19 protein-coding genes are annotated in these 26,520 nt (G+C 48.0%); 12 read left to right on the forward strand and 7 right to left on the reverse strand.

Annotated features, from left to right (window positions below; translation table 11 throughout):
* From B5Z18_RS26200 to B5Z18_RS26235, 8 genes are all read left to right on the forward strand, one after another.
* Positions 1-2,589 (forward strand): glycerophosphoryl diester phosphodiesterase, encoded by a 2,589-nt coding sequence (locus B5Z18_RS26200; RefSeq protein ID WP_394333866.1) that lies wholly within the window; start codon positions 1-3, stop codon positions 2,587-2,589.
* Positions 2,570-5,959, forward strand: coding sequence for a hypothetical protein (locus B5Z18_RS26205; RefSeq protein ID WP_079472523.1), 3,390 nt, complete (start codon positions 2,570-2,572; stop codon positions 5,957-5,959). The genes B5Z18_RS26200 and B5Z18_RS26205 overlap by 20 nt, the downstream gene beginning before the upstream one ends.
* A 5-nt stretch (positions 5,960-5,964) precedes the next feature.
* Positions 5,965-7,380 (forward strand): SGNH/GDSL hydrolase family protein, encoded by a 1,416-nt coding sequence (locus B5Z18_RS26210; RefSeq protein WP_200817361.1) that lies wholly within the window; start codon positions 5,965-5,967, stop codon positions 7,378-7,380.
* A 145-nt stretch (positions 7,381-7,525) separates the two neighbouring features.
* Positions 7,526-9,406 (forward strand): glycoside hydrolase family 97 protein, encoded by a 1,881-nt coding sequence (locus B5Z18_RS26215; RefSeq protein WP_079472525.1) that lies wholly within the window; start codon positions 7,526-7,528, stop codon positions 9,404-9,406.
* Positions 9,393-12,233 (forward strand): glycoside hydrolase family protein, encoded by a 2,841-nt coding sequence (locus tag B5Z18_RS26220; RefSeq protein WP_200817362.1) that lies wholly within the window; start codon positions 9,393-9,395, stop codon positions 12,231-12,233. Before B5Z18_RS26215 ends, B5Z18_RS26220 begins: the two co-directional genes overlap by 14 nt.
* 8 nt (positions 12,234-12,241) lie before the next feature.
* Positions 12,242-13,927 carry a hypothetical protein gene (locus tag B5Z18_RS26225; protein ID WP_079472526.1) on the forward strand — a complete coding sequence of 562 codons (1,686 nt, stop codon included), beginning with the start codon at positions 12,242-12,244 and terminating at the stop codon, positions 13,925-13,927.
* Entirely contained in the window at positions 13,924-15,888 is a 1,965-nt protein-coding gene (locus B5Z18_RS26230) for a glycoside hydrolase family 2 protein (RefSeq protein WP_079472527.1), read from the forward strand. The genes B5Z18_RS26225 and B5Z18_RS26230 overlap by 4 nt, the downstream gene beginning before the upstream one ends.
* Before the next feature lie 33 nt (positions 15,889-15,921).
* Positions 15,922-18,198, forward strand: coding sequence for an FAD-dependent oxidoreductase (locus tag B5Z18_RS26235; RefSeq protein WP_079472528.1), 2,277 nt, complete (start codon positions 15,922-15,924; stop codon positions 18,196-18,198).
* Between the two features lie 154 nt (positions 18,199-18,352).
* On the opposite strand, the gene B5Z18_RS26240 is transcribed toward B5Z18_RS26235, so the two are convergent.
* A complete protein-coding gene (locus B5Z18_RS26240) occupies positions 18,353-19,441 on the reverse strand; it encodes an acyltransferase family protein (protein ID WP_079472529.1) in 1,089 nt (362 codons plus the stop codon).
* A 148-nt stretch (positions 19,442-19,589) separates the two neighbouring features.
* On the opposite strand from B5Z18_RS26240, the gene B5Z18_RS32605 reads away from it, so the two are divergent.
* The gene (locus tag B5Z18_RS32605) at positions 19,590-19,763 is read left to right on the forward strand and encodes a hypothetical protein (protein WP_159454439.1); all 174 of its coding nucleotides are present in this window, start codon (positions 19,590-19,592) and stop codon (positions 19,761-19,763) included.
* On the opposite strand, the gene B5Z18_RS26250 is transcribed toward B5Z18_RS32605, so the two are convergent.
* From B5Z18_RS26250 to xth, 5 genes are all read right to left on the reverse strand, one after another.
* Positions 19,760-20,509 carry an AAA family ATPase gene (locus tag B5Z18_RS26250; protein ID WP_079472531.1) on the reverse strand — a complete coding sequence of 250 codons (750 nt, stop codon included), beginning with the start codon at positions 20,507-20,509 and terminating at the stop codon, positions 19,760-19,762. The genes B5Z18_RS32605 and B5Z18_RS26250 overlap by 4 nt on opposite strands.
* A gap of 37 nt (positions 20,510-20,546) precedes the next feature.
* Complete coding sequence (locus tag B5Z18_RS26255; RefSeq protein ID WP_079472532.1) at positions 20,547-21,317, reverse strand: carbonic anhydrase family protein; 771 nt, start codon at positions 21,315-21,317, stop codon at positions 20,547-20,549.
* Between the two features lie 159 nt (positions 21,318-21,476).
* On the reverse strand, positions 21,477-22,778 hold the full coding sequence (locus tag B5Z18_RS26260) for an esterase-like activity of phytase family protein (protein ID WP_079472533.1): 1,302 nt from the start codon (positions 22,776-22,778) through the stop codon (positions 21,477-21,479).
* 82 nt (positions 22,779-22,860) lie between these two features.
* Entirely contained in the window at positions 22,861-23,109 is a 249-nt protein-coding gene (locus B5Z18_RS26265) for a DUF4342 domain-containing protein (protein ID WP_079472534.1), read from the reverse strand.
* Between the two features lie 52 nt (positions 23,110-23,161).
* Positions 23,162-23,935 (reverse strand): exodeoxyribonuclease III, encoded by a 774-nt coding sequence (xth, locus tag B5Z18_RS26270; protein WP_079472535.1) that lies wholly within the window; start codon positions 23,933-23,935, stop codon positions 23,162-23,164.
* Positions 23,936-24,102: 167 nt separating this feature from the next.
* On the opposite strand from xth, the gene B5Z18_RS26275 reads away from it, so the two are divergent.
* Genes B5Z18_RS26275 through B5Z18_RS26285 form a run of 3 tightly spaced genes read left to right on the forward strand, consistent with a single transcriptional unit; the run spans position 24,103 to position 26,017 of the window.
* Entirely contained in the window at positions 24,103-24,804 is a 702-nt protein-coding gene (locus B5Z18_RS26275) for a DUF2461 domain-containing protein (RefSeq protein WP_079472536.1), read from the forward strand.
* A gap of 60 nt (positions 24,805-24,864) precedes the next feature.
* Positions 24,865-25,494, forward strand: coding sequence for a class I SAM-dependent methyltransferase (locus tag B5Z18_RS26280; protein ID WP_079472537.1), 630 nt, complete (start codon positions 24,865-24,867; stop codon positions 25,492-25,494).
* Between the two features lie 43 nt (positions 25,495-25,537).
* Positions 25,538-26,017 (forward strand): hypothetical protein, encoded by a 480-nt coding sequence (locus tag B5Z18_RS26285; RefSeq protein WP_079472538.1) that lies wholly within the window; start codon positions 25,538-25,540, stop codon positions 26,015-26,017.
* Here B5Z18_RS26285 and B5Z18_RS26290 read toward each other — a convergent pair.
* Complete coding sequence (locus B5Z18_RS26290; RefSeq protein WP_079472539.1) at positions 26,014-26,490, reverse strand: group II truncated hemoglobin; 477 nt, start codon at positions 26,488-26,490, stop codon at positions 26,014-26,016. The genes B5Z18_RS26285 and B5Z18_RS26290 overlap by 4 nt on opposite strands.
* Between the last annotated feature and the right edge of the window lie 30 nt (positions 26,491-26,520).

Genomic DNA, 26,520 nt, shown 5'->3' on the forward strand with positions numbered 1-26,520 from the left:
ATGATCCTTTTGAGAAGAATATTATTTTATGCAGCCTGCGCGTGCTGTATGTCTGCGCAAGCGCAGCAACAAACTGCACTTGCCAATAATGCACTGCATCTTTCCTGGATAAACAAAAACGGGCAATGGCATATAAAAAACGTTGGTGTACACGGGCAGCAGCTGCCTCACACCAGTGGTGAATACACGCTGCTGTATGCGAAGGACAAGCCCGGTAGCACACCCGTAGCATCATATGATAAAAAGAGCGGCTTCCTGGAGCCGCAGTACAGATACATCGTTCCATTGTGGGATGCGGCATTGCAACCTGTTCCGATGAACACTGCGGGAGAGGCTATGTATTTTTATCCATCTTCTGTTAAAAAAAATAACAACGGGCTAACCTTTATTGCTGAAAATAATAAAGCCACTATCACTTCCTCCTGGCGCCTGGATGAAAAGTTCCGGACAGATATCCTGGTGGAAATATCCCTGCAGGCAAAGGAAGACGGCTACTATTCCCTGGCAACGCCCACGCTGGCTACTGTTCCGGAAAATGAACTGGCCTGGGCAGGCATACCTGGATACTTTCAAAGCAATGCCGTTGAAAAAGATTTTATAAAAGCATACGCTTACATGCAGGGCATCCCCGATAAACCGGTGATTGTCCGTGAAAGAACCGCGGCTACTTTGTCGCCTTTCATACAAACCAAAAACAACCTCACGCTGGCGGTAGTACCTGCGCCTGGAACAGGAAGAGATCCCTGGGAGGATGATACGAAAACGCAGGGCGACTGGCTGCTGGGGCTTTCCCTGATGAACAGGAAGGCATCGCTCACGCCTACACTTTATCACCCGGTGTTGGGTGAAAAAGGTTCTCTTCTGAAGAAAGGGGATAAGGTAACTTTTTCTTTCAGGTACACGCTTCAACAGGCCGGCTGGTACACGGTGTTCAAACATGCCGTGAATGATATCTACCATTTCAATGATTTCCTCGCCCTGAAAAAGACGCGGCAGTCACTCACCAGCCGCATATTGTCCATGCATAAATATGTAGTGGATAATAAAACATCACTGTGGAATATCGAAAATTATAAAGGCATCGATATCGGCGCACAAGCCTACCTGGGCGGTGTGTATGGCTCTGAAAAAGATGCTATGAAGAATTCCGACTATGGCGCGATGTGGATGCTGGCTACTATTACGGGCGACAGCGTATTGCAGCAAACACGCCTGCCTTATGCCCGCAATTTTAAACTGCAGCAGCAGGATAACAGCCCCGGTTTTTTCCACGGCGCCGCAGCAGGACAATATTATCTTACAAAAAGTAAAAGATTTACAGAAGAGTGGGGGCCGTATGTAGAACCCATTGGGGTTAGCTATTACATGATGATGGACATAGGGAATGTTCTGCTGTTCAATCCCGGCGACACGGTATTAAAAAAGGAGCTGCAATCCGCTGCCGACAGGCTGCTCGCCTGGATGCAGCCGGAAGGGAAATGGGCCGTAGCCTACGACCACGCTTCACAAAAGGAAATGTTTACAGAAGTGGAAGACCTGCGTCCTACTTTTTACGGACTGGTGATAGCCTGGAAAATATTGAAAGACAAAAAATACCTCGATGCCGCTAAGCGTGCAGCCGATTGGTACATTCAGCATGCTACCGCAAAAGGACGCTTTCTCGGTGTTTGCGGTGACGCCCGTTTTGCGCCGGATTTTGCCACTGGTCAAAGCGCGCAGGCACTGCTGGACCTTTACGACATCACAAAAGAACGCAGGTATTTGCAGGCAGCTGTGAGCACCGCGCAATTGTATACTACTTCTATTTACACTCACCCTGTTCCTTCCGCCAAAAGTAAAAAGGTGAATGGTATACAACGGCAGGACTGGGAGATAAGCCAGGCCGGACTGAGCTTCGAGCATGGTGGTATCCTCGGTTCTGCCAACCATCGCGGCCCTATTCTGCTGGCCAGTCACGCCGGCATGTTTGTGCGCATGTTCGCCCTCACCGGCGATTCCCTGTTCCTGAACATGGCCAGGGCCGGTGCTTTGGGCAGAGATGCGTTTGTAGACAGTGCCACCAGTGTAGCCTCTTACTATTGGGATGTGATGAATAAAGGGGCAGGTCCTTACCCGCATCACGCCTGGTGGCAGGTGGGCTGGATCACCGATTACCTGCTGGCAGAAATGGAGATGCGGTCGGCCGGGAAAATTCAATTCCCGAGAGGATTTATCACACCAAAAGTGGGGCCGCATCAAACCTATGGTTTCGCCGCCGGAAAGGTGTATGGTACTAGTGCGGATTTGTTGTTGAAAGATGGATTGCTGAAAACGGATAACCCTTACCTCGATTACTATTGTGCCATCAATACGCAACAGGGGAAGCTGTTCCTGCTTTTGCTGAACAGCGATGATGATCCGCTGAAGTGCACGTTGGATATTGATTATACCAAACTATTGCCTGGTAAAACCATCAAACCTGTTAGCTGCTACCGGATCAGCAAAAACGGAAGTAAAAAGACGATTGATGTTACGCAATCATTCCGGGAAGATATAACGCCTTATGGCCTGAGTGTAATAGAAATAGATTATGAACTATCCGCTAAGTAAATATTTATTCCTGGCTGTAATAGGCTGCCTGTGCAGCGTATCAGCGGTACAGGCGCAAACCGGCTACCTGGTGGAAGCGGAAGATTTCCAGTTCAAAGGCGGTTGGCAGGTAGAAAAGGTACCGGGAGAACAAGTGTCTGGTAACACCATCCTCCGCGTTTTTTCCGGTAAGGTAAAAGCGGCAGATGCGCTTACCGTGATCAATAGTAAAACTGCCGGTACATATACCGTTTGGGTACACACTCCGGACTATCCCGCAAATAAGCCCGGCACCCGTTTGTTCCAGGTAGCTATCAATGAGCAACCGCTGGAAAAGGAATCGGGGCAGCATGGCAAAGAAGGCTATTATTGGGAGAAAGCCGGTACCACTACACTTGATGCCGGTGAAAATGTGATCGCACTACAGGATACGAAGGGTAATTTTGGAAGATGTGATGCCGTTTTACTGGCTACTGCCGGCTTTGATCCGAACACGGAGCCGCTGGCTTCACTACAGCTTTTTAAAACAACGCCACTAACGGTGAAGTATATACCCCCCGCGCAGGCTACAGCCGCTGTGAAAAGTATATCAACGCAGGGGGCCGTTATCGCGGGTATTAGCAATAGTAAACTCCGGCTTCAATTCCTGAAAACATCCGGTCAGCAGATAGTTGCCGGTAACAGTATCCGGAAAGGCAACGAGTGGATTGATGGTGAGGGGAGTAAAATATTCCTGCTCACCGCCAATGATCCGCAAATCAGCTTTGGCAGTTTTTTCCCTTCGTGGAACGGGTCCGCCGCCTCCGGCAGCTTTCAGAGCCGTGGCAAAACGTTCAGGGTACTGGCCCCGGAAAGTCTTACCAACCCTTTCCTCGCAGGGGCGTTGCAGGAATGCCTGCCTACTGCTGTGAAGCAGGTATCTGAGAAAGAACTGGAAGTTACCTATCAAACTGCCGGCGGACAAACACTGAAAGGCACCTGGCAACTAACGCCAGGCGCCCATCACTTGCTTTTAACGTTAACGTATATACCAAAACAGGCAGGATATTACAGCCTGGCTGTAACCGCTTTTGAAGGAGTAAGAAAAGAAGATGTAACCGCCATCCAGCTGCCTCCCATGTTCCAATACCAGCGCATCCCGGATAACCCGGTAATGCTGCCTTCCGCCATGATGCCGCAACCGCTGGCAATAATGGAAACGAAGCAGGGGATCGCTACTTTCATTTCCGGAACACCGGCAGATTTTCCATTGGATTGGGGAGAAGCCAATACTTCCCCGATGGGCTTTGCTATTAAGAATAAAGAAAACAGCGTACAGCCGGTAGCGTTATCGCCGGTACTGGGCCTGGACGATTCCAGGTGCGCAGCCGGGCAATCCATCACTCGCGAATTTGCACTGGGGGCATTACCATCGGGCTGGAATGATGCACTGGCGTATATCTCAGACAGTATCTATAAAGTAAAGGATTACCGCACGCAGAGACGGGTTTCTCTCACAGAAACCGTTTTCAATATTACAGACCTGATCCGGAACGATACCGCCGCCGGCTGGGCGCCGGAGCTGAAAGGCTTTTATGATATTGAGGCAGATCCGAAAGTGACGCCTACCGTTGTACAGGCTGCGCCACTGGCAGTAGTTTCAGCTGCAGTGCTGGAAAAGGACGAAGCGTTTTATATCAGCAGGGCATTGCCTACCATTGAGTATACGCTGTCGCGCAGCGGGTTCCGCTGGTCCAGAGGTGTTGCGGGAACACCGTTTAATAAAGACAAGCAGTCGCTGGTGCTGAGTCCTTATAACTCACAATTCACCACGGCCTACTACGAAGGATTACACCAGTTGCTCGGCGAAGCCAATCCCTGGTTAAAGGAAATTGCGCTTCCCGGAAATAACATCAGGCCAGCAAAAGGCTACTCCGTGAACATCCCGGCGTGGACGCAGGAGCTGGCGGCTTACCGTTTCACCAAAGATAAAAGCTGGGTGGCCGCTGCAACAAAACATGCGAAAGCCTATATTTCAACGGAAGTGTATGGCCCTAAAACCACGCCATTAAGTAAGCAGCCTTTTTATAATGCTTCCTTTTACGCCTACTGGTGGGACCTCACAGATCTCTACGACCTTACAAAAGATACTACGTTCCTGCATGCCGCAGAAACTTCCGCTTTTCAAACGCTGGCAGGAATAAGAGTATACCCGGAAGTAAAGGATCAGCTGCAAACCATTCATCCGGGCAATACCTACGATGGCAACACTACCTTATGGTGGAAAGGGGGAGAGAAATACCGCCTGGGATTTCCAAGAAAGAAGGGGGATGCACCTGAGAAACAGGTGCCACAAAGTCTGGTTTCTCCTGTAGGACTCGGCTTTGAACAACCCTTTACATTGTTTGATCTGGGCAAGCTGGTACGGCCGGTATTCATGAGCAGCTGGGCGCCTCACCTGTTGCGTTTATTTTCTGAAGATAACAGGACGATATTTGAAACCTATGCCCGCAATGCGGTGATAGGCCGCTTTACGAATTATCCCGGCTACTACGCCACCGGCTTTACCGATATTACCATGCAGCCGGATTTTCCTTACAAAGGCCCGGATGTAAGCTCCGTTTATTATCATCATATACCGCCGCATCTCGCATTTACGCTGGATTTCCTCATTACCGAAGCTATGCAGCGTTCCCACGGAAAAGTAAATTTTTCCTATGGCAAGCAGGATGGCTTTGTGTGGTTTAACAACCGGGTATTTGGTGGCGGCAGCGGTAAAGTATTCGATGATGAAACGGTGCGCCTCTGGATGAAACGCGGGCTGGTGCAAATAGAGAACCCCGCCGTGAATTATGTGACCGCTATTTCTGAAAACCGTTTCTGGTTACTGTTATTGAATGAGTCAACAGAAAAAGTATCTGCTGATATTCTTCTTGGAAAAGAAGTAGCTGTGCAGGATAACGTGGCTGCTGCGTATTATGCCACTGCTGCTGCCTCGCCGGCCAACGTTCACGTGAATAACCGGAAACTGCGTGTATCCGTTGACGGTAAAGGATTTTCCGCTATCTCTTTTCCATTGAAGATGAAGAACGATGTAAAAAGTATAACGCCGGTAAAGAACGGTATGCAGGTGCTGGACCTCGGCGCGGGCATCGGCAAATGCTATGCCTTCAGGATACGTTCGCCCTTCGCGTGGGATGCTATATATACCTACCTGGAATCGCCACCTGAAGCTGGTTTGCAGGCAACCTTCAGTTTGAATGGAGAAAACCGTGTTATCACCGCCTATCCTTATGAAAGCTCGTTTTATCCGGTGAACACAACCGCAGGAGTTGTGCTGAAAATAAAGGTAACTACCTCCGGCGGACAAGTGAAAGAAGGGACCATCACATTTGATAACAACTCTAAATGAGTAATATGAAGCATTATTTTATCCTGGTATTATGTATAGGTATGTCGTTGAAAATAGCGGCACAAAATAAAGAAGATGCCGAGAGAGCAAGACTCATCGCCGTTTCGCAGGCAGGCGCCTCGCCGCTGTACTTTAACCCGGCTGATAGCACGGTGCCATTAATAGCACCCGGCAACTTCGATAACCCGGCAGAATGCACGGTGCGTAACGGCGCGCCACACTTCTTCAAAAAAGTTTCGTCAGGAAAGCCGGTCACCATCGGCTTCATAGGCGGAAGTATTACGCAGGGGAATCAATGCTACCGGCCACAGGCCACCCGTTATATCCAGTCGATGTACCCGTCTGTAACCATGAAAGGGATCAACGCCGGTGTTTCCGGAACAGGCACAGATCTGGGCGCCTGCCGCCTCAGGGATCAATTACTGCAATATCACCCCGACCTGGTATTTGTGGAGTTTGCCGTGAACGGCGCCTATACTGATGGAATGGAAGGTATTGTGAGGCAGATACGCCAATATGATCCTACCATCGATATCTGCCTGATCTATACTATCCATAACGGGCATATGAAAACTTACCTGGAAGGAAACGTCCCTGAAAACGTGCAGGGGCTCGAAAAAATAGCGGAGCATTATCAGCTGCCATCCATACATCTCGGTATGGAAATCGCCGTACTGGAGAAAGAAGGAAAGCTGGAGTGGAAGAGCGACAGCGCCACTGTACCGGGTAAAATTGTTTTTTCCCACGATGGTATACACCCGGTAACAGCAGGCGGCAACCTGTATGCCGCAGCCATTGCACGAGGTATGAATAAGTTGAAACAACACACCGTTATATCTTCCGGCGCATTACCCGCACCGCTGATAGCAGACAACTGGGAAGACGCCGGTATGTATGCCCCGCAGGATATTGCCACATTCAGCCCCGGCTGGAGCAGTGTTAACACCGCTAATTCACCCCAGAAACAATTCACCGGCTGGTTCCCTTATATCATGAAAGCAGATCAGCCAGGCGCTTCCTTTACGTTCAGATTCAAAGGCAGCATGTTTGGCTTTTTCGATATCGGCGGCCCTGAAATGGGGCAGGTGGAACTCATCATTGATGGTAAGCCTGCAACACTGGCCGACGGCGGTGTTAAAGGCGCCCGCCAGCTAAAGGTGGTGCCCGCAACAGATCCCAATGGCAGCAATGTGATCAACCGGTTTAATAACTTCTGTAACAACCGGTACCGCGGCCAGTACGAGTTCATCACACTTACGCCGGGCATTCATACCATCACCATCCGGGTATCTTCCGAAAAGGCAGATAAAATAAAGATCCTGGGAGATAAACAACTGGAAGATATTACCAGGAACCCAGCTAAATACGATAAAACAGTGGTGTATATAGGGAAGATCCTTTTAAGAGGAAAGCCCCTGTAACAGCAGCAACTTTTTATGGGAACATTCCCGTGAAATGGGAATGTTCCCAACTTTTTTAGCCGCCCGATATTTTGAAGTTACGAAGCGCAGACTGTTAATTTGAAGGATTAAAAACTGATACAGTATTATATTATTTCACGTTCATATGCGGTGCTTGTTAATCATAGCCTTATTATTGCCTGTTCGTATTGCAATGGCAACAGATACCTTGTTGCTGGAAAGTCCGCATAAAACATTGTGTGCAAAACTCTTTACAGAACAGGGCGCCCTCACATACCAGCTACAGGCGGGCAAACAATGGGTGATCCTGCCATCGCGGATGGGCATTAGAGTAAATAATAAAACCAGTGGCGCCCATGTACAGCAGATATCCATCTCCCGAAGGGAGATCATCCGGGAAACTAATCCTACCCGGTTAAATGCGGCGGCAGCTATACAGGAGGGCATCGCTTACACCATCAGCATAAAAGAAAATAATAGCAGCTATACCATAGCATGCAGGATGTTTGATAACGGCTGCGCTTTTCGTTATATAATAGATGGAACGGAAGATAAGCATGTGCAGGAAGAGTTTACTTCTTTTACGGTACCTGCTTCATCCGGCGTATGGTATTTTGAACGCAACAATAGCTGGAAACTCCAATCCTATGCAGGGTTGTGGCAGCATACTTCTATCAGCCAGTTATCCACCATTTCAGAGCAAGGGCCTATACAAGGTAAACCGCTGGTGATTGAACTGCCGCAAAAAAAGTATGCGGTGATTACGGAAGCAGCTTTGTATAACTATAGCGGCATGCGGCTCAAAGCATCCGCCAATGGTGGTTTGCACGTGAATTTTACCGAAGGGGATACCGGCTTTGTGGTGAAAGGAAAATTAGTTACCCCATGGCGCACCATCCTGTATGCAGATAACCTCAACACACTGGTAAATAACCACGTGATTGAAAATCTTAATCCACGCCCCGACAGCCGCTTGTTTGCCGATATCACTTACATAAAGCCCGGTAAAAGCGTATGGAGCTGGATTACAAGAGATGAACACTATATGGAGCCCGCAGAAGAAACGCGGTTTATCGACGCCGCTGCCACTCTCGGTTTTGAATATACCCTGCTGGATGAAGGCTGGGAAACCAAATGGCCCCGCAAATGGGAACAGCTGAAAACGCTGTGCCAGGATGCAGCAAAGAAGGGAGTACATATATGGGTATGGAAAAATTCTAAGGAGATAAGAGACTCCGCGCAGCGGGATACTTTCCTCGACAGCGTAGCGCTGGCGGGCGCAGTAGGCATTAAAACCGACTTTATGAACAGCGAGGCCCAGCCGCTGATAGCGTTTGAAGAAGGGCTGTTAAAAGCAACTGCCGCCAGGAAACTGATGGTCAACTTCCACGGTTGCCAGGCGCCTACCGGTGAAAGCAAAACCTATCCCAACGAAATGACGCGCGAAGGTATCCGCGGTATGGAACTGAATATCATGAAAGAACCTATTCCCGCGTGGCATAACGCTGCATTGCCTTTCACCCGCTTTCTCTGCGGACATGGCGATTATACGCCCGGCTTTTTCAGCAACAGGGGACCCACCACGAATACGCATCAACTGGCACTGCTGTACATTTTTAATTCACCGTTTCAATGCATCGCGGAAAACCCGGTTACGCTGTTGAATAATGATACTTACAAACCCATTCTTCCCCTGCTGAAAACATTGCCGGTAACCTGGGATGAAACCATTGTGCTGTCCGGCAGCAATATCGGCAGGATGGCGGCTTTTGCCCGGCGGAAGGGACACGACTGGTATGTAGCCGTGATCAATGGAACAGACAGTGCAGCCTCCTTTATCCTGCAACCCTCTTTTCTTGATAAAAAAACAAAATATACAGCAACACTGATCACGGATACGCCTGATGGAAACGCCTTTGTATCAGCATCTCCAAAGATCAGTGCAAAGTATTACGGGAAAATAATTATCCCCGCAACAGGTGGTTTGGTTTTAAAGTTAGCGGCACATAACAATGAGAGTAATTAAAAGAATATATCGCAATATCGGGTTGTTGTGTATCACTGCTGCCACAGTGAATGCACAACAACAGGTAGCTGTAAATCAGCGGGATATTGTTATCAATGCCGCGGGCCGCCAATACGTATTTACTCCATCGTTTGTGGTGTTGTATAACGCCACAGATCCAGGCATGGCGCTGAAACCCGCCGGGATTAAAAAAGTAGAATACAATGTGCTTACCTGGAAAGTAGCCGATAGCACGAAGGCCGACTTTAAGCAGAAGAAAATAAATGCTTCCGTAGCCGGTGATGGCTTCGACGACAGGATACTGCGCAGCAAAGGAGAATACAGGACCGCGAATATATTTAACGCCGGAGAAAGAACAGAAATCGTGGCCAATAGTATTGAACAAAAGAAAGACACCGTTTTCTTTCGTTTTCCATCTTCTCCAAAATTCCGGTTATCGGCGTATGTTATTATCTCCGCCAAACCTTACCCGGTGTTACGGTACAGCTTCCAACCCTTACAGGACGGCTATTACAGCGTTGGTTATACCGGCGCGCCGGCATCTGCAAAAGATAAAGTCACTGCCATATGGCAACCACTGATCTGGCAGGAAAAACGGATCCCGGATGCCGCCTATCTTACGCCGGCATTTATGGCCACTTTGCCTACTACGATGGTATACGACGGCGCCGCTACCATAGGCGTGCTGGCTGCTCCGGAGTACCTTCCTTTTCAGCCGCTGCCTGTATTGGCCAACAGCCAGTTTGGTATTGCACTGCTCAATAAACAGCAACAACTGCAACCACAGGTATACGCGCCCATACCGGGAGGCTACGGCTCCCGCATGAACGCCGGGCAAACATTCCGTTTCGGACTTCAACTGGTAGCGGAACCGCTCGCCATTAACAATACCTATGAACGCATTGCGGAAAAAGTATTTGGCTTCCGCGACTACCGGCATAATGATATCTCTTCGCTCAACACTACGCTGGATAATATGGTGGATTACGCCATGACTGATTACGCCTGGTTTATCGACAGTCTCAAAGGCTGCGCTTACTCAACAGACGTACCCGGCGCGGTTAAAAATGTTTCCAGTCTTAACCCACTGGAACTGGCGCTGGTAAGGGATGATACAGCGATGTTTGAGAAAAGGGCATACCCGTTAATGGAGTTTATGCTCTCAAGAGAGAAGTTCCTTTTCAGCCTGGACAGCACCCAGAAGATCCAAAGCCCTTCCCGCAGGTTAAAAGGACCGGTAGCGCCACTGTCGGAGCTGGCGGCCCTCTACGAGCTGTCAGGAGGTACCAATGATTTTTACCTGCAAATGATGCAGCGGGAGTATAACACCGATCGTGTGCGCAACCTGGATGTAAAAGAAAAAGGCAATAACTGGATTAACGCGATGCACCTGTACCGCGCCACCGGCGACAAAAAATACCTGGATGCCGCGGTAGCCAAAGCAAAGCAATACCTGCAACAACGGGTGAACCAGCCACAAACCGCTTTTGATGATCCATTCTCCGGCAGCTTCTTTTTCTGGCCCACTTATACAAACAGGTGGATAGAGCTGCTGCAACTCTATGAACTTACCGGCGATAAACCTTTCCTCGACGCAGCGGTGCAGGGAGCCCGCAATTATACAATGTTCACCTGGATGTGCCCAGCCATTCCCGATAGCCTGATCACTGTAAACAAAGGCGGCAAGGCGCCCATGTACTGGTACCTGCAATCCAAAGGACATCAGCCAATGTACTACCCGGAAGAGCATGCGCCGGCATGGCGACTTTCAGAAACCGGTCTTACCCCGGAATCATCCGGTACCGCCACCGGTCACCGTGCTATTTTTATGGCTAACTATGCCCCGTGGATGTTGCGCCTGGGATATTATGCGAAAGACAGCTTTCTCCTGAATGTAGCTAAAGCAGCCGTGATAGGCCGGTACAGGAGCTTTCCTGGATATCATATCAATACAGCGCGTACTACTGCCTATGAAAAAACAGATTTCCCGCTGCATAAACACAAAGACCAGAGCGTAAACTCTTTCCATTATAATCATATCCTGCCTATGGCTTCCATGCTGCTCGACTACCTCGTAACGGACACCTATATACGTAGCAAAGGAAGTATTCATTTCCCTGCTGCCTATATCGAAGGGTATGCCTACCTGCAAAGTAATATGTATGGTATGCAGAAAGGTGCTTTTTACCAGGATAAGAACGTGCAGCTATGGATGCCTGCAAGATTGCTGCGCATCAGCAACACTGAGCTGAATTACATCGCTGCGAGGAAGGATGATAAACTGCTGCTGGCTTTTACAAATCAATCGGCGCAACCCGTTACGGCTACTGTTACGGTTAATCCCGCACTGGTGAAGCTGGCGGCCGGAAGTAAAGTGGCGTCATACACCGGCGGAGAGCCGCCAACGGGCAAAGACAGCACTATTGTTGTTACCGTACCGGCTAATGGAATAACGGCCGTGGCGATTACGGGTGTAGTATATCGCAGTAATGGGTTTCAACAACAGGTACTATCAGGTGTTAACAATCACAGTCCTGACTACGCCAAACTTAACACCGGCAACGCACATGCGCTGCTGTTTAAGTTCGGCAGTTATGGCAGGCGCCTGTATATATACCTGGAAGACGATGATACAAAACTGAAAAGCGTCTCCCTGTATTATACAAACAATACCGGGAAAGAAACAAAGATCACTGATACGATATACCCGTTTGAGTTTACCGTACCATTAACGGAACAGCAGCCGGTGGAATTTCGTTTGTCCGTAACCGGTATAGACGGAAAAGCAGAAGAAAGTAAAACAATAATGTTGGGAGATAAAAAATAACATGCCCTATGTACAATTCGCAGATACATAAATTTCTCAGGACAACAGCAGCCATCGTGCTGACTGCCTGTATCCATGTGTCCGCGCAATCCATACATGTAAAGGATTTTCAAGCTATCCCCAACGACGGACAGGATGATGCCAAAGGTATACAGGACGCATTGAATTATGCAAAAGCAAATCATATCGCTACCATACTTTTCGACAGTGGCCGCTATGATCTGCTGCAGGTAAGTGCGGCCGGGCTGAATGCTTATACGGGTCTTACATCATATGCCGGGCTGCACCTGCAGGGCGCCGTGAGTGCGGATCATACGCCTGCCACATGGCTGGTGAAAAAGAATCCGCAGCAGAATAATACGGTACTACCTCCGCACATGCGTTTTGATCAGTGCAGTAACCTGGTGATGGAAAACCTGGTGTTCGATAATGATCCGCAGTATGCCACCGCCGGAACGGTGGTAGAGAAAGATTCATCGCATGTAGTAGTGGAAGTATTCGACGGATTGCCGGCCGTTAATGGCATGGGTTGTTATACCGCCAATATATGGGACAGCGCTACGCGTATGCTGAAACAGTTGCCCAGTCTTACTTTCGTTGATGATGTAGCCACGCAGCAACTTTACTGGCAACTGGAAACGCTGGGACAAAAGAATTATATGCGGATGAATAACGCCCGCTTTGCAGCGCGCCTTACTGTGGGAGATGTAGTCTCCTGGCACTTCGGCGGAGAAACCATGTTCCAGGTGGCGATAAATAACTGCAATGATCTTGTTCTTAGAAATATCTCGATGGTAAACATTGCAGGATTCGGCATCCATACTTATGCCTGCAAAAATATTACTGCGCAACAAATCGTATTCAAAGCCACCGGCCGGCAGCTGGCCGTGGGTCCGCGTGACGCCTGGAAGATAAACAGCTGCAATGGCCTGGTGGCAATAGATAGCATGTATGTGGAAGGTGTTCGCTGGGACGGGCAAAATGTACATAGTTCCTTCTTCCAGGTGAAGGAAAAGCTTGCCTATAATAAAATGCGGGTATGGAAAAGATATACCGGTATAACCCCTTTTTTAAACGACAGCATCGGACTCTGGAATGGAAATAATGTAGTAAATAAAATGCCCGTCGCCTGGCAGCCGGAACCCGCGGGTGATGGCGGGATTTATGGTGTTATCACCCTGCAGGATTCCCTGCCTGGTTTTGTACAGGCCGGAACACTCATCACGGTATACGACTGGGATATTGATGAATACAGGTTGTCGCATACAGCCTTCAGGAACATTGCCGGATGCGCAGGCGTCATCAAATGCACCAAAGCCAGGCTGCAGCAGGTTTCCTATGATCACATCATGTATCCCGCGCTGGTGCTGGGCACGGAAATTACCACGCATAATGAAGCCACTTTCCCGCAGGATGTGATGATCCGGGAGTGCAGCTTCAATGCCAGCGGATGGGTGCCGCGCATAAGTAAAGCCGGGCTGGTAGGGATTGGCAACAGCGGTACGGAAGCAATGGCGATAGGCACCATACAGTTTGATCACTGCACCTTTTCCAACGCGCCCGTGGGTATTGACGCCAGTGGTATTAAACTGCTGAAGATTACCAATAATCATTTCATCTCGGTAAATCAATCTTTTAAAGTAAACAATAGTAACACCGGCCAGGTGATCTTTGAAAATAATACTGAAAAATGAAGATGAAAAATATACTGCTCCTGTTATTATTATGTCCTTTCCTTGCAATAGCGCAGGGGACTTCAAAGGCGCCGCTCAACGGCGTATGGACGTTTGCGTTAGATCCGCTTAACAGGGGAGTACCCGATAAATGGTATGCTACAGATTTTGCTTCCACGGGCTTTGATAAGGTACAGGTGCCGCATAGCTTTTCGGTAGATAAGCGTTACTTTTTTTATACAGGAACAGCGTGGTATTTTAAAAAATTCAATGCACCTGTTGTGCAGAAAGGGGAACGTACTTTCCTGCGATTTGATGCGGTGTTCTATAAAGCAAAGATCTGGCTGAACGGGCAGGTTGCCGGTGAACACGAGGGTGGCTATACGCCTTTTGAAATAGAAGTAACGCAGTTGCTCAAAGATAAAAATACGCTTGCCGTATCGGTAAGCAATGCCTGGGACACTACCACCATTCCCGGCGCAAAAGCCAGCGATGCCAAAGATGCGCCTAACGTGGCGCAACTCTATGCCTGGATGAATTACGGCGGTATTACCAGGCCGGTGCATGTTGTTACGCGTCCCGCTGCTTTTTTACAAAACATAAAAGTAGTAGCCGAACCGGATCTGAAGAAGGGAACTGCGCGTATACAGGTAATCACTTTGCTGAAAGACTACCAGTCGCCCGATGTACAAGTGAACATCTATCAGTCGGGTATCAAAAATAATATCCGCTTTAAACAAACATCCGCCAATGCTTCGCAGGTAGCGCTGGAGGGCGTGCTGCCGGCTGCAAAATTATGGAGCCAGGATGCGCCGGATCTTTATGAAGCCGAGGTGATTGCCGGTGCTGATACGATGAGGAAAACATTTGGTATCCGCCGGCTGGAAATTAAAGGCACGCAACTGTTGCTGAATGGTGAGCCTATCCGTATGGGCGGCTGTAACCGGCCACTGGACTATCCCGGGTACGGTTCCCTTGATCCGGATGAGGTGTTGGAAAAAGATCTCAACCTTATCAAAAGTGGCAGCATGGAATTGTCCAGGATCAGCCACTACCCGGTATCTGAAAGTATGCTTGATTGGGCGGATAAGCATGGCTTGCTCATCATCACCGAAGCTGGTAACTGGCAAATGACGCCCCGCCAGATGGCTGATCCGCTGATGCGGGCAAAGTATCAGTCGCAGCTAAAGGAAATGGTGGAACGCGACTGGAATCACCCCAGCATCATCGCCTACAGCCTGGGAAATGAATTCCAGTCGCAAACACCGGAGGGCATTTCCTGGGTAAAGGATATGGGCGTATTTGTAAAATCACTGGATGCGGGTCGCCTTGTAACCTTTGCCAGCTTTAATGTTTGGCGTGATTATGTAAAGCGCCCCGAAGATGAAGCTTCGCTGTATGTGGATTTTATCAGCACCAATATTTATGGCAACGATCAGCTGGCGCATCTCCGGCATATTCATGAAATATATCCCAACAAACCTGTTTACATCAGCGAGTTTGGTATGCGGCTGCCACAAAAAGGGAAAGAAGAAGACCGCATCGCCTATTTCAAAAGAGCGATGCAGGTGTTCCGCCAGTGCGATTATCTTATTGGCGCCTCCGTATGGACGTTTAATGACTACATGAGCCGGTATCCCGGAACAGACGCAAACGGTTACCGCGCATGGGGACTGGTGGCGCCCGACAGGACCCTGCGTTCTGTGTATGCTGTATGGCAGGAGGAATTTTCTCCCGCTATTATTGAACTGGTAAGAATAAATGAAGATAAAGCCATTGTTAAAATCACAGCCCGTGCTGACTTTCCTTCTTATGTATTACGCAATTACCTGCTCAGGTATGGGAACAATTCGCTGGAGTTGCATACACTGAAGCCCGGCGAAAGCCAGGAGGTAACTATACCCGTTACCGGTAAAACGCTCACGGTATCATTGGTGAAACCCGGTGGCTTTGTAGTAGTAACAAAAAATATAAAGGAATAGCACACGAATCGCTAAAATTATAACCGTACAATCATGATAAAATCTGGAGAAACAAACAGTCGCTCTTTCCCCGGCATAGCTCTCAACGCGGACCTGGTCATCACCGGTGGTGGCCTTTCAGGTGTGTGCTGCGCCATCACAGCGGCCAGGCAGGGATTAAAAGTAGTACTGGTGCAGGACAGACCGGTACTTGGAGGGAATTCAAGCAGTGAAATCCGCTTATGGATACTGGGTGCCACATCCCACATGGGCAATAACAATCGCTGGGCGAGGGAAGGTGGTTTGGTTGATGAGATCCTGGTAGAGAATACCTATCGTAACCCGGAGGGCAACCCCATTATATTTGATATGGTGCTGCTGGATAAAGTGAAGAAAGAACCCAATATCACCCTGTTGTTAAATACAGCCGTATATGCGGTTGAAAAAAAGGACGCCACTACTGTCAGCTCGGTGAAAGCTTTTTGCAGCCAGAACCAGAAGGAATACCTGTTAAGCGCCCCCTTGTTTTGCGATGCCTCCGGCGATGGGGTAGTGGGCTTCCTGTCGGGCGCCGCCTTCCGCATGGGCGCAGAAAGCAGGGAAGAATTCGGTGAAAAATTTGCTCCTTCCGCCACCTATGGAGAACTACTCGGACATACCCTGTACTTTTACAGTAAAGACACCGGTAAGCCGGTAACATTCATCCCTCCTGAGTTTGCCCTGAAAGACATTACGAAGATCCCACGGTTTAAAACATTCAATGCAAAGGATTTTGGCTGCCGCCTCTGGTGGGTAGAGTATGGTGGTCGCCTTGATACCGTACACGACACAGAGGATATCAAGTGGGAGCTGTGGAAAGTAATTTACGGCGTATGGGACTATATCAAGAACTCCGGCGACTTCCCTGAAGCAACCACGCTTACCCTGGAATGGGTGGGCGCTATCCCCGGCAAAAGGGAAAGCCGCCGTTTTGAAGGCGACTACATGATGAAACAGCAGGATGTTATTGAGCAACGCACCCATGAGGATGCGGTGGCATTCGGCGGCTGGTCTGTTGACCTGCACCCTGCCGACGGCGTATTCAGTGAAAAACCCGGTTGCAATCAATGGCATAGCAAAGGCATCTACCAGATTCCCTATCGCAGTCTGTACAGCAAGAATATTACAAACCTTTTCCTGGCAGGACGCATCATCAGCGCGTCGCATGTGGCGTTCGCCTCCACCCGGGTAATGGCTACTGCGGCTTATGTATCGCAGGCCGTAGGAGTAGCCGCCGCTGTTTGTAAAGAGAAAAATATTCTGCCCGCGGATATTTTTAATAAAGGATACATCACCACTTTGCAACAACGCCTGCTTAAAACCGGGCAGTATGTTCCCGGGTTGGTATTAAAGGATAGCCAGGACCTTGTGCAATCTGCCGTGATCACCGCATCCAGCGAACTGGTGTTTAAGGAGTTTCCGGGTAAACCGCTTCTGAAGCCGTTAACGCTATCCGTAGCACAGATGCTGCCTTTGCAAAAAGGGGAAGTGGCTCCATTTGTTTTTCATGCAGATGCTACCGGTAATACTGAACTGGAAGTGGAACTGCGCGTCAGCAGTAAGCCCGGCAACTACACACCGGATATCACTTTGGCAAAACAAACCATCCCGTTACATCCCGGCAGAAATTGTGTGGATCTTCGCTTTAATACATCTATAGAAAATACCGCCTACGCATTCGTCACCTTTATGAAAAATCCGGCGGTGGAATTGCATTTTACAGAGAAGAGAGTAACCGGGATGTTGTCTGTATTCAACAGCGTAAATAAAGCCGTTTCCAACTACGGCAAACAAACGCCTCCGGAAGATATCGGCATGGAAGCATTTGAGTTCTGGTGCCCGCAACGCCGGCCGGAAGGGCATAATATCGATTTGAAATATCACCAGGGTATCAATCTGTTTCAGGCAGAAAATATCCGTAACGGAACCGACCGGCCTACGTCCGCACCCAATGCCTGGGTGGCCGACTGGAACGATCCGCAGCCCCGCTTAACACTGAAATGGACTGCGCCGCAACAGATCAGTACCATCGACCTTTTCCTGGATACAGATTATGATCATCCGATGGAATCCGTATTAATGTCGCATCCCGAAACAGTAATGCCGTTCTGCGTGAGACATTACAGGATCAAAGATGCCGCCGGAAATATTGTAGCAGAGAAAAAAGATAATTACCAGACGCACAACCGTATTCAATTGGAGCAACCCGTTATAACAGATACATTGATCATTGAGCTGGAGCATCCATCTGCCAATGTGCCTGCTGCGTTGTTTGCGGTACGCTGTTATTAGAGAAGTGTTCGTTTTGATTCCTATACTATAAGTGCGGAGAAGCCTTCAGATCGGGAGATTTGGAGGCTTTTTGTTGTAACCCGTAACGTTTATTTTAGGAAAAGATGTAAGAGAATTTGTGAACACCATTTTACCAAATTAAGCAGTATATACTTTAATTACCCATTTTTCTCCTGGCGTTTAAATACTTCCGCACAGGTATGTCATAAAACACCATCACGAGGTAAGAAAAGCCTACCAACAGCAGGGTACCGGTGGTGATGACTAAGACCAGCTGCATGGTTCCAGGTTTGTACGCAGCAAAATAGCTGGCAAAGATCCATATCGCGGCATAATGTGTCATGTATAGCGGATAAGATATCTTCCCGGAAAAAACACAAAGTTTTTTTAACCCCGAAGTAAGGGTAGCACCTGCGCCGAGTGCAATCAGTAAAGGGAAATAGAATAACACAACTATTACCTCTATCAGCCAGTTCCACTGAAAATGGGGCATTAAAAATGGCAACATCAGTAATGCCGACAGGCCAATGAAGCCCAGCCGGTTCTTAATAATCCAGTTAAAACGGAATACCAGCAACCCGGCTAAGAAGGAATAGGAGATGCGCGCACAGCCGTCCCAAAAATTATCTTTTCCCCAGCCGCCCATCAGGTTCCCTGCATGATAACCCACTACGCCAATGCCAGCCGCAGCAAGCAGGGCTAATATGAGCAGGTAGCGCCGGCTTATTTTAACCAGAATAAGCGCATACAGTATATTGGCTACATATTCCCAGAACAATGACCACGCAGGCGCATTAAAACTAAACAGGTTAAACCACCGTTCCGGCATTCCCGGAAAGGGAATCAGGAGGATACTTGTAAGAAAGAACAAGGCTATTTTACCAAATCCATATAATTCCGGGTGACCGCCGAACGGATCAAAAAGGAAACCCAACAGTCCCAGTACCGACCCGAAAATGACGAGGGGATGCAATCTGATGATCCTGGATTTAAAAAATTCCATGACCCCCATTTTACCGAAGCGGTTATCATAGGCGTATCCAATCACAAACCCGGATAGGCAGAAAAAGAAATCGACCGCCAGGAAGCCATGTCCCACGAAGTTTTTGCTGTAATCGGTATACACAACTTCCATAAAATGAAAAACAACTACTGTTAAAGCGGCTATTCCTCTTAATCCGTCTAATATCTCAAAATGCTGTTTGGTTCTTAGCAGGTCCGGGTTTAATTTGTTCACGTTCATTGTTATAAAAAGGGATAAATAAATGACATTATTTTCAGATTTCCTAACTGCCGGAATTCCGGCAGGCCAAAACTGGTGTGCCTTTTGTGGACAGGCTACTATAAATTATATAGTATGGAAATTACGGACATCACCGTTTATATCGGCAATGAACCTTACCATTTATGAAAATGAGAAAGGACGCAGCCGCATCCGGGTGAGAATCGTATTTGTACCGGTAGCGCAGGAACTGTCCCCCGGATTTAAATTTCCCGGAACAAACGCATGGAGTGAGCTGTGCTATACGGCGTATAGTTATGTGGTGCCTGTGTTAAAAGATTAAACATCTTCCAGCAGGATCTTCACCATGTTTTTATAGTCGTTGATAAAACGGTGAGATACCTTGTAATTTTCTGTTTCGGTGTAACTGGTTTTTTTGATCCCGTTTTCTGTAAGCTGGTAAATAATGGAATCGGGATAAGCCATTACAATAGGAGAGTGCGTGGCAATGATAAACTGCGACTGCTGCCCGATCAGCTGGTGCATCCTTGAAAGCATGGCCATTTGCCGCGTAGGGGAAAGCGCGGCTTCGGGTTCATCCAGTATGTACAGACCGTTGCCGGAAAAGCGATGCACCAGCAAAGACCAGAACGCCTCCCCGTGTGATTGCTCGTGTAACGACACACCGCCATAACTGTCAATCACTCTCGGACCGATACCCTCTTTATCCAGTTCTTCAATATTGGTACCTACATTAAAAAAACTCTCGCCTCTCAGGAAAAATCCATTCTTTGCGCGCACCGCAGCCCTGGCTACCCGGATATACTGATGCAGCACGGAATGGGAAGCACGGGTGGAGAAGGTGAAATTCAACGATCCGCCTTCCGGGTTAAAACCACAGGCCACGGCAATAGCTTCTATCAGGGTGGATTTACCCATACCGTTTTCACCGGAAAGATAAGTAACCTTGGGATGCAGCTGCAGGGTTGACAGATTTTTCAACGCCGGTATGTTAAAAGGATATTCCCCCGGAGCAGTGATCTTTTCCCTGTTGAGTGTAATGGCGGTTAAGCCCCTTTGCGTAAGCATAGCTTTTCCTTATTTGAGGTGAAAATAAGGGAAATGCTTAAAAGAAAGTAACCCGCCCGCTATCCATGTCGTAAACGCCGCCTATAATGATGAGTTGTTTGTTTTTTTCCATTTCTGCAAGAATAGGACTGTTTTTACGTATATTCTCTACCGTTAGCCTTACGTTTTGCTCGCAAACAGCATGTACATACGAATCGTTTTTACTATTCATATCTCCTTTAAACTCCTTGATACTACTTACTGCCGGTCTTATTTTAGACAGCAGGGCCGTAATATTGCCGAGTTTTACATTATCGATCGCCGACTTAACTGCCCCGCAGTGTTCGTGTCCCAGCACCAGGATTAGTTTGGCGCCGGCTACCTTGCAGCCGTATTCTATACTGCCCAGGATATCTTCGTTAACAATATTCCCCGCAACGCGCGCCACAAACACATCACCGATCCCCCTGTGGAAAACATCCTCCACGGGCACTCTTGAATCCAGGCATGATAAAATCACTGCCTTTGGAAACTGGCTCATTGACGCCGCCCTTACCCGGGAAGAATTATTCCTGATGGTTAAACGGTCATTTATAAAATCTTCATTTCCTTCTTTTAAAATATCCAGTACTCTTTGCGGGGTGAGCGATTGCTGCTCTTCGAACGACAGCACCTTGTTTTCCAGTACATCGCTGCTGTCTATAACAACATCTTTCTTTGAACTGCTGGTGTCGCTATCCTGTTGTAATCCTTTGTCACGGCCGGGGTTACCACAGGCATTTATGAGCAGTATGAATAGCAGGAGAGATAATTTTGCAGGCATCTTCATAAAAATATTTTAAGGTGATGAACAGGTGGCTTCGTATGTATCACTTTAACAAGCCGGGGAATGACATTGTTGCATATTTCCGGGATGATAGGTTAACTCCCGTATAACGCACAACGCCCGCGCGAGGCGCAGGCGTTGTAGGTTATAGTAATAAATCGTTTAAAACAGTGGTGTAGCGAGCTTAATAAAATACACTGTATTGAAATCCGTTTTACCGGTAAGCGGCAGTATTTTCTGGATATAGGTATTGTTAACCGGATCGGGAGGAACGATACCAAAGTCGTCATCGTTGCTTACCGCCAGGGTAGTACTGTTCACGAGTACAATGCCTTCCGGTTTATCATGCGGATAACCTGCGATATCTTTCAACAGATCAACCACCAGCGATTTGGAAACGGTTTTGATACCGGCTGCCTGTAGTTCTGCATCAGTCAGTACTTCCACTGTTTTACCATTCACCAGTTTGCCGCCGGCGCCATCAGTTGCATCAGAAATATCAGTAGCCGCCGACAGATCAATTTTATAGATTCTTTTAATCAGCGATGGTTTAACCGGATCTCCCGGGAACTCTCCGTCGCGTTCCAACACCAGGAAGGTAGTGCTGCTGATCACCGTGATTTCGCTGTTGGCGGTATTTTTGTTTTCCAGTTTATAGAGGTATTGCTTCGTTTGACCGGAGGCGATATCGTAGGTGAGGATACGGGTATACAGGGAGTTCTTCACCGCATCTTTGGTAGGATTGTACAAAGGCGATTGCATAATGCCTACCAGTGTTTTGCCATCGGGCGTAATGGTGAGCCCTTCCATGCCACGGTTGGCACGGCGCATAGCAAATACCTTCGGGATCTTCCGGCCACCGGTGCCGGTGCCAAAGGGGTTGATCCTCTCCAGCGTTTTACCGCTTCTGTCGAGATGTACCAGGTGTGGTCCGTACTCATCACTCAACCAGAAAGTTCCGTCGGCTGCTACAGTAAGACCTTCGCAGTCGATGCCTTCTGCATCTTCAGGAAGCGTTTTGCCATCTTTATCCAGCGCCACTTCTCCTGTGCCGCCTGATCCTACAGGATTTGGAAGTCCTGTTACCGCTACGTTAGCAGCGGATTTGATGTGAATGGTTTCTACCAGTACCAGCGAATCGCCGTTTAATTTAAATTTCCCGATCTGTGGATTAAATCCGGGTACGGCAAATACTTTGGAGTCCTTGATAGTGCCATCTGCGTTCGGGCCACGATCGGTCATCAGGTAAAAATAACCAGGCTGCCCGGGTACGTTTGCAATAGAAGATCCATAACCGCCATTATACACTTTTACGCCAGCGGCGTTGGTGGTCATTACTACAGCACCCGCGAGAGTGGCTTTGGCAGGATAAGAAATATTATTGTTGTCAGGAGGGGTGTCGTTTTTCTTACAGGCAAAAAGGAACACAAATCCCAGTGGAGCAAAGTAGCGTACTACAGTCATAGTGGTTGATACGTTTAAGGCGCAAATGTGCCCTTTCCGTATGAAGACTATGTTACCGTAATATTATCAAATCGTGAAATTGTTATTCCTTCTCAGGCTCCCTTTCTACCGTAATACTGCACTCGCCGATGAGGGCGGCCAGCGCGCCAACAGCCGCAAAAACGGGCGCCAGTATTGCGCCTACTACTCCGATGGTAAGCGGGAAGCTCATCAGTTCTTTTCCCTCTTTATCAGTAATGGTGATCTTTCTTACATTGCCTTCTGCTATCAGTTCTTTAATCTTTTTTAACAGGTTCTCACCGTGGAGGGTGAACGTTTCTTTTGTGGTCATAGTAAACAGGTATTTGATCTTTTAAGGTACTAAGAATTGATGAGATAATCCGTTAATCTGTCAACTCTATCCATACCGGCGCATGATCGCTGCTTTTCTCCCATCCGCGCACATTACGGTCCACCCCGCCGGCAACAAGACGGCTCTCCAGTTGCGGGCTCAGTAAAAAGTGATCGATACGCAAGCCCGCATCACGGCCGTACGCATTGCGGAAATAATCCCAGAAGGTATAAATCTTTTCATCAGGGTATAGTTTCCGGATAGCATCTGTCCAGCCCTGATCTCTCAGATTTCTGAATGCCTCCCGCGTTTCGGGGCGAAACAGTGCATCATCCACCCAACGTTCCGGTTTGTATACATCCAGTTCGGTGGGCATTACGTTATAGTCGCCCGTAAGTACTACCGGTGTTTTGGCTGCCAGCAACTCTTTGGCATGCGCTGTCAGGCGTTTAAACCAGTTTAGTTTGTAATCGAATTTAGGGCCGGGAGCGGGATTGCCGTTTGGTAAATAAAGACAACCGATCGTGATGTTATTGATTTCGGCTTCTATATAACGGCTGTGAATATCTTCAGGATCTCCTGGAAGTGTTCTCCTTATTTCCTTTGGCTCACCTATCCGGGAGAGGATAGCTACGCCGTTCCAGCTTTTTTGTCCATGCCAGATAGGATGATAGCCGGCATCGCGGATAGCCTGCTCCGGAAATTTTTCAGGAGGCGCCTTTAGTTCCTGTAAACAGGCTACATCAGGAGCGGTTTCATTTAACCAGCGAAGTAATACCGGAAGACGTCCATTGACGCCATTAACATTATACGTGGCTATTTTCATGGATGCTGTTATTTAATTGGGTTTGTAATTCAGCAGCATAATTCCGCTGCGAGGCGTTTGTGAATATATGTAATTATCTGCTTCCGTTTGTCCCGGCAAACGGAAAAACTTACTTTTGTAAAAACTGCTATCACCCGGTAGCAGGTTTTATAAATTACGGAAACATCATGGCTAAGAAACATATATCACAACCGCATATACACCCGTCGGGCTTTAATTTTTTAAGTAAATTAAAAGAGAATAATAACAGGGATTGGTTTAATACCCACAAACCCACTTACCAGAAAGAACTGGCCCTGGTAGAGGAATTTGCAGAAGCACTGCTGGCTGAGCTATCGGTACATGACCTGATAGAAACGCCGTCCGGAAAAAAAAGCCTGTTCCGCATTTACAGGGATACCCGCTTCTCCAACGATAAAACTCCTTATAAAACCCACTGGAGCGGCAGCTTTAAACGCGCCACCAAATTCCGCAGGGGTGGATATTATTTCCATATTGAAGAAGGTAACAGCTTTGTGGCAGGCGGCTTCTGGGGCCCCGTGCCGGAAGACCTGAAGCGGATCCGGGAAGAAATCGCGTTTGATCCCGCACCACTGAGAAAGATTCTCAACAGCAAATCTTTCAAAACTTTCTTTAAAACGCTGGAAGGAGAACAGCTAAAAACGGCTCCCAAAGGTTTCGCCCCGGATCATGAAGCCATCGACCTGTTGCGTCATAAACAGTTTGTGCTGGTGAGAAAGTTTTCTGATAAAGAAGTATTAAGTGAAGATTTTCTGAAAGAAGTAAACCTCACATTTAAGGCCATGCGCCCTTTTTTAGACTACATGAGCGAAGCGCTTACAATGGACCCCAACGGCCTTACAGAGTAGATATAAGTGGTTTGATGCCGCTGCCGGCGGAGTATATAAATTATTTTCATAAATTCAGGTATGGACAAACTACAGATGGCCATCAACGTTTTCAATAAACGCGCCGTCCAATACCAGGATAAATTTATGGACGTGGCATTATACCACGACTCATTTGATCTTTTCTGCAACAGCATCCCAAAACAAACGGCGGCTGTTTTGGAGATTGCCTGTGGCCCCGGTAACATCACCAGGTACCTGCTGGAGAAGCGCCCCGATTTTCACCTGCTGGGAATCGACCTGGCGCCCAATATGCTGGAACTGGCCCGCAGCAATAATCCACAGGCGGAGTTTATGCTGATGGATGGCCGGGACATCCTCCGGCTGAACAAACTATTCGACGGGATTATGTGCGGCTTTTGCCTGCCGTATCTCAGCCGGGAAGAGGCCGTGAAAATGATAGGAGATGCAGCCCGTTTGTTGTTACCCGGCGGAATATTTTATATCAGTACTATGGAAGATGATTATGCCAGATCCGGTTTCCAGCGCTCGGGTGCGGGCGATGAGCTGTATATGTACTATCATCAGGCAGATTATCTGGTAAACGCATTGAACGCAAACGGGTTTAAAATAATGGATATCCAGCGGAAGCAATATCCGGCCGCCGATGGAGGCACTACAACAGACCTGATCATCATTGCAGGAATATAACTTGTTAAGAAGGAATTTATATATTGTCCCTTAAATCACCCCTATGACCAACGACACTTCTTCCATTTTTGACAAGGATTTTTCAGACAAATCAGCAGTACGCCGCCGCGATATAATGCCGCTTGCGCTGAGAATATATGCCTGGTTTTTTATGGTTTCTTCCATTTTTTCGCTGTTAAGCAACTGTTTCCAGTATATCCGGTATCCGGATATATTTAAGTTGAATGAATTTAATCTTACCGTAATATTTTCTATTGCCACTGCCATATTGTTTCCGCTGATAAGATTCTTGCCCAACCTTTTAATTTTGCTGGAGAAGAAGTATGCTGTACTGTTAGCCCTCGTAACGGTGGCGATTTCTATGCTGGAGTGGTGTTACACCTCTTACATTAGCATAGCTCACGGAATTATGGGCTACGCGGTAGTGGCAACGAATATTTTCTGGTTATTAGTAGATATCCCTTATCTCATCATCCTGCTACGGATCAGGAAGGATTGGGAAAAGGGCAGGGGACGGCCCTAAGGAATATAAGGCCCGCCCGGTTCTCCCCATCCCCACTTCGGCATCGGCTCATCCGGCTTCAGGGGCACTTCCGTTTCCTGCGAATTGATCACAGCGATACGTGTACCCCATTCGATATACGCCACAAAAGCAGACCTGAACTCAGGATCATCCGGAAGATTCAGCGTGTCGGCTGTTTCTATCAGCAGCTGTACCCATCTTTTCCGGTGCTGTTCTGTAAGATGTTTGCCCAGGTGCTTTTGGATCATCCTGAAATGAGAACCCTCTTCTTCACTGTACATTTTTGGTCCGCCAAAAACTTCAGCAATAAAATGCGCCACATGCAATTGATGTGCGGGCGACATATGCCGGAATACCGGCGCTAATAATTCATCCTGCAATACCTTGTCGTAAAAGGCATTCATCAGTTTTTCAAATACGGGCATACCACCAGCCCATTCGTACAGTGTGGGGATTTTTTTCTCTGAAGTCATTACCAGGTTGCTTGATTATTCTAAAGATAG

This window comes from Chitinophaga ginsengisegetis (assembly GCF_900168065.1).
GTDB classification, from domain to species: domain Bacteria; phylum Bacteroidota; class Bacteroidia; order Chitinophagales; family Chitinophagaceae; genus Chitinophaga; species Chitinophaga ginsengisegetis.

Excerpts from the sequence above, each read along its gene's own strand:
- B5Z18_RS26200 (WP_394333866.1), top strand. The coding sequence starts at position 1 with ATGATCCTTTTGAGAAGAATATTATTTTATGCAGCCTGCGCGTGCTGT.
- B5Z18_RS26205 (WP_079472523.1), top strand. The coding sequence starts at position 2,570 with ATGAACTATCCGCTAAGTAAATATTTATTCCTGGCTGTAATAGGCTGC.
- B5Z18_RS26210 (WP_200817361.1), top strand. The coding sequence starts at position 5,965 with ATGAAGCATTATTTTATCCTGGTATTATGTATAGGTATGTCGTTGAAA.
- B5Z18_RS26215 (WP_079472525.1), top strand. The coding sequence starts at position 7,526 with ATGCGGTGCTTGTTAATCATAGCCTTATTATTGCCTGTTCGTATTGCA.
- B5Z18_RS26220 (WP_200817362.1), top strand. The coding sequence starts at position 9,393 with ATGAGAGTAATTAAAAGAATATATCGCAATATCGGGTTGTTGTGTATC.
- B5Z18_RS26225 (WP_079472526.1), top strand. The coding sequence starts at position 12,242 with ATGTACAATTCGCAGATACATAAATTTCTCAGGACAACAGCAGCCATC.
- B5Z18_RS26230 (WP_079472527.1), top strand. The coding sequence starts at position 13,924 with ATGAAGATGAAAAATATACTGCTCCTGTTATTATTATGTCCTTTCCTT.
- B5Z18_RS26235 (WP_079472528.1), top strand. The coding sequence starts at position 15,922 with ATGATAAAATCTGGAGAAACAAACAGTCGCTCTTTCCCCGGCATAGCT.
- B5Z18_RS26240 (WP_079472529.1), bottom strand. The coding sequence starts at position 19,441 with ATGAACGTGAACAAATTAAACCCGGACCTGCTAAGAACCAAACAGCAT.
- B5Z18_RS32605 (WP_159454439.1), top strand. The coding sequence starts at position 19,590 with ATGAACCTTACCATTTATGAAAATGAGAAAGGACGCAGCCGCATCCGG.
- B5Z18_RS26250 (WP_079472531.1), bottom strand. The coding sequence starts at position 20,509 with ATGCTTACGCAAAGGGGCTTAACCGCCATTACACTCAACAGGGAAAAG.
- B5Z18_RS26255 (WP_079472532.1), bottom strand. The coding sequence starts at position 21,317 with ATGAAGATGCCTGCAAAATTATCTCTCCTGCTATTCATACTGCTCATA.
- B5Z18_RS26260 (WP_079472533.1), bottom strand. The coding sequence starts at position 22,778 with ATGACTGTAGTACGCTACTTTGCTCCACTGGGATTTGTGTTCCTTTTT.
- B5Z18_RS26265 (WP_079472534.1), bottom strand. The coding sequence starts at position 23,109 with ATGACCACAAAAGAAACGTTCACCCTCCACGGTGAGAACCTGTTAAAA.
- xth (WP_079472535.1), bottom strand. The coding sequence starts at position 23,935 with ATGAAAATAGCCACGTATAATGTTAATGGCGTCAATGGACGTCTTCCG.
- B5Z18_RS26275 (WP_079472536.1), top strand. The coding sequence starts at position 24,103 with ATGGCTAAGAAACATATATCACAACCGCATATACACCCGTCGGGCTTT.
- B5Z18_RS26280 (WP_079472537.1), top strand. The coding sequence starts at position 24,865 with ATGGACAAACTACAGATGGCCATCAACGTTTTCAATAAACGCGCCGTC.
- B5Z18_RS26285 (WP_079472538.1), top strand. The coding sequence starts at position 25,538 with ATGACCAACGACACTTCTTCCATTTTTGACAAGGATTTTTCAGACAAA.
- B5Z18_RS26290 (WP_079472539.1), bottom strand. The coding sequence starts at position 26,490 with ATGACTTCAGAGAAAAAAATCCCCACACTGTACGAATGGGCTGGTGGT.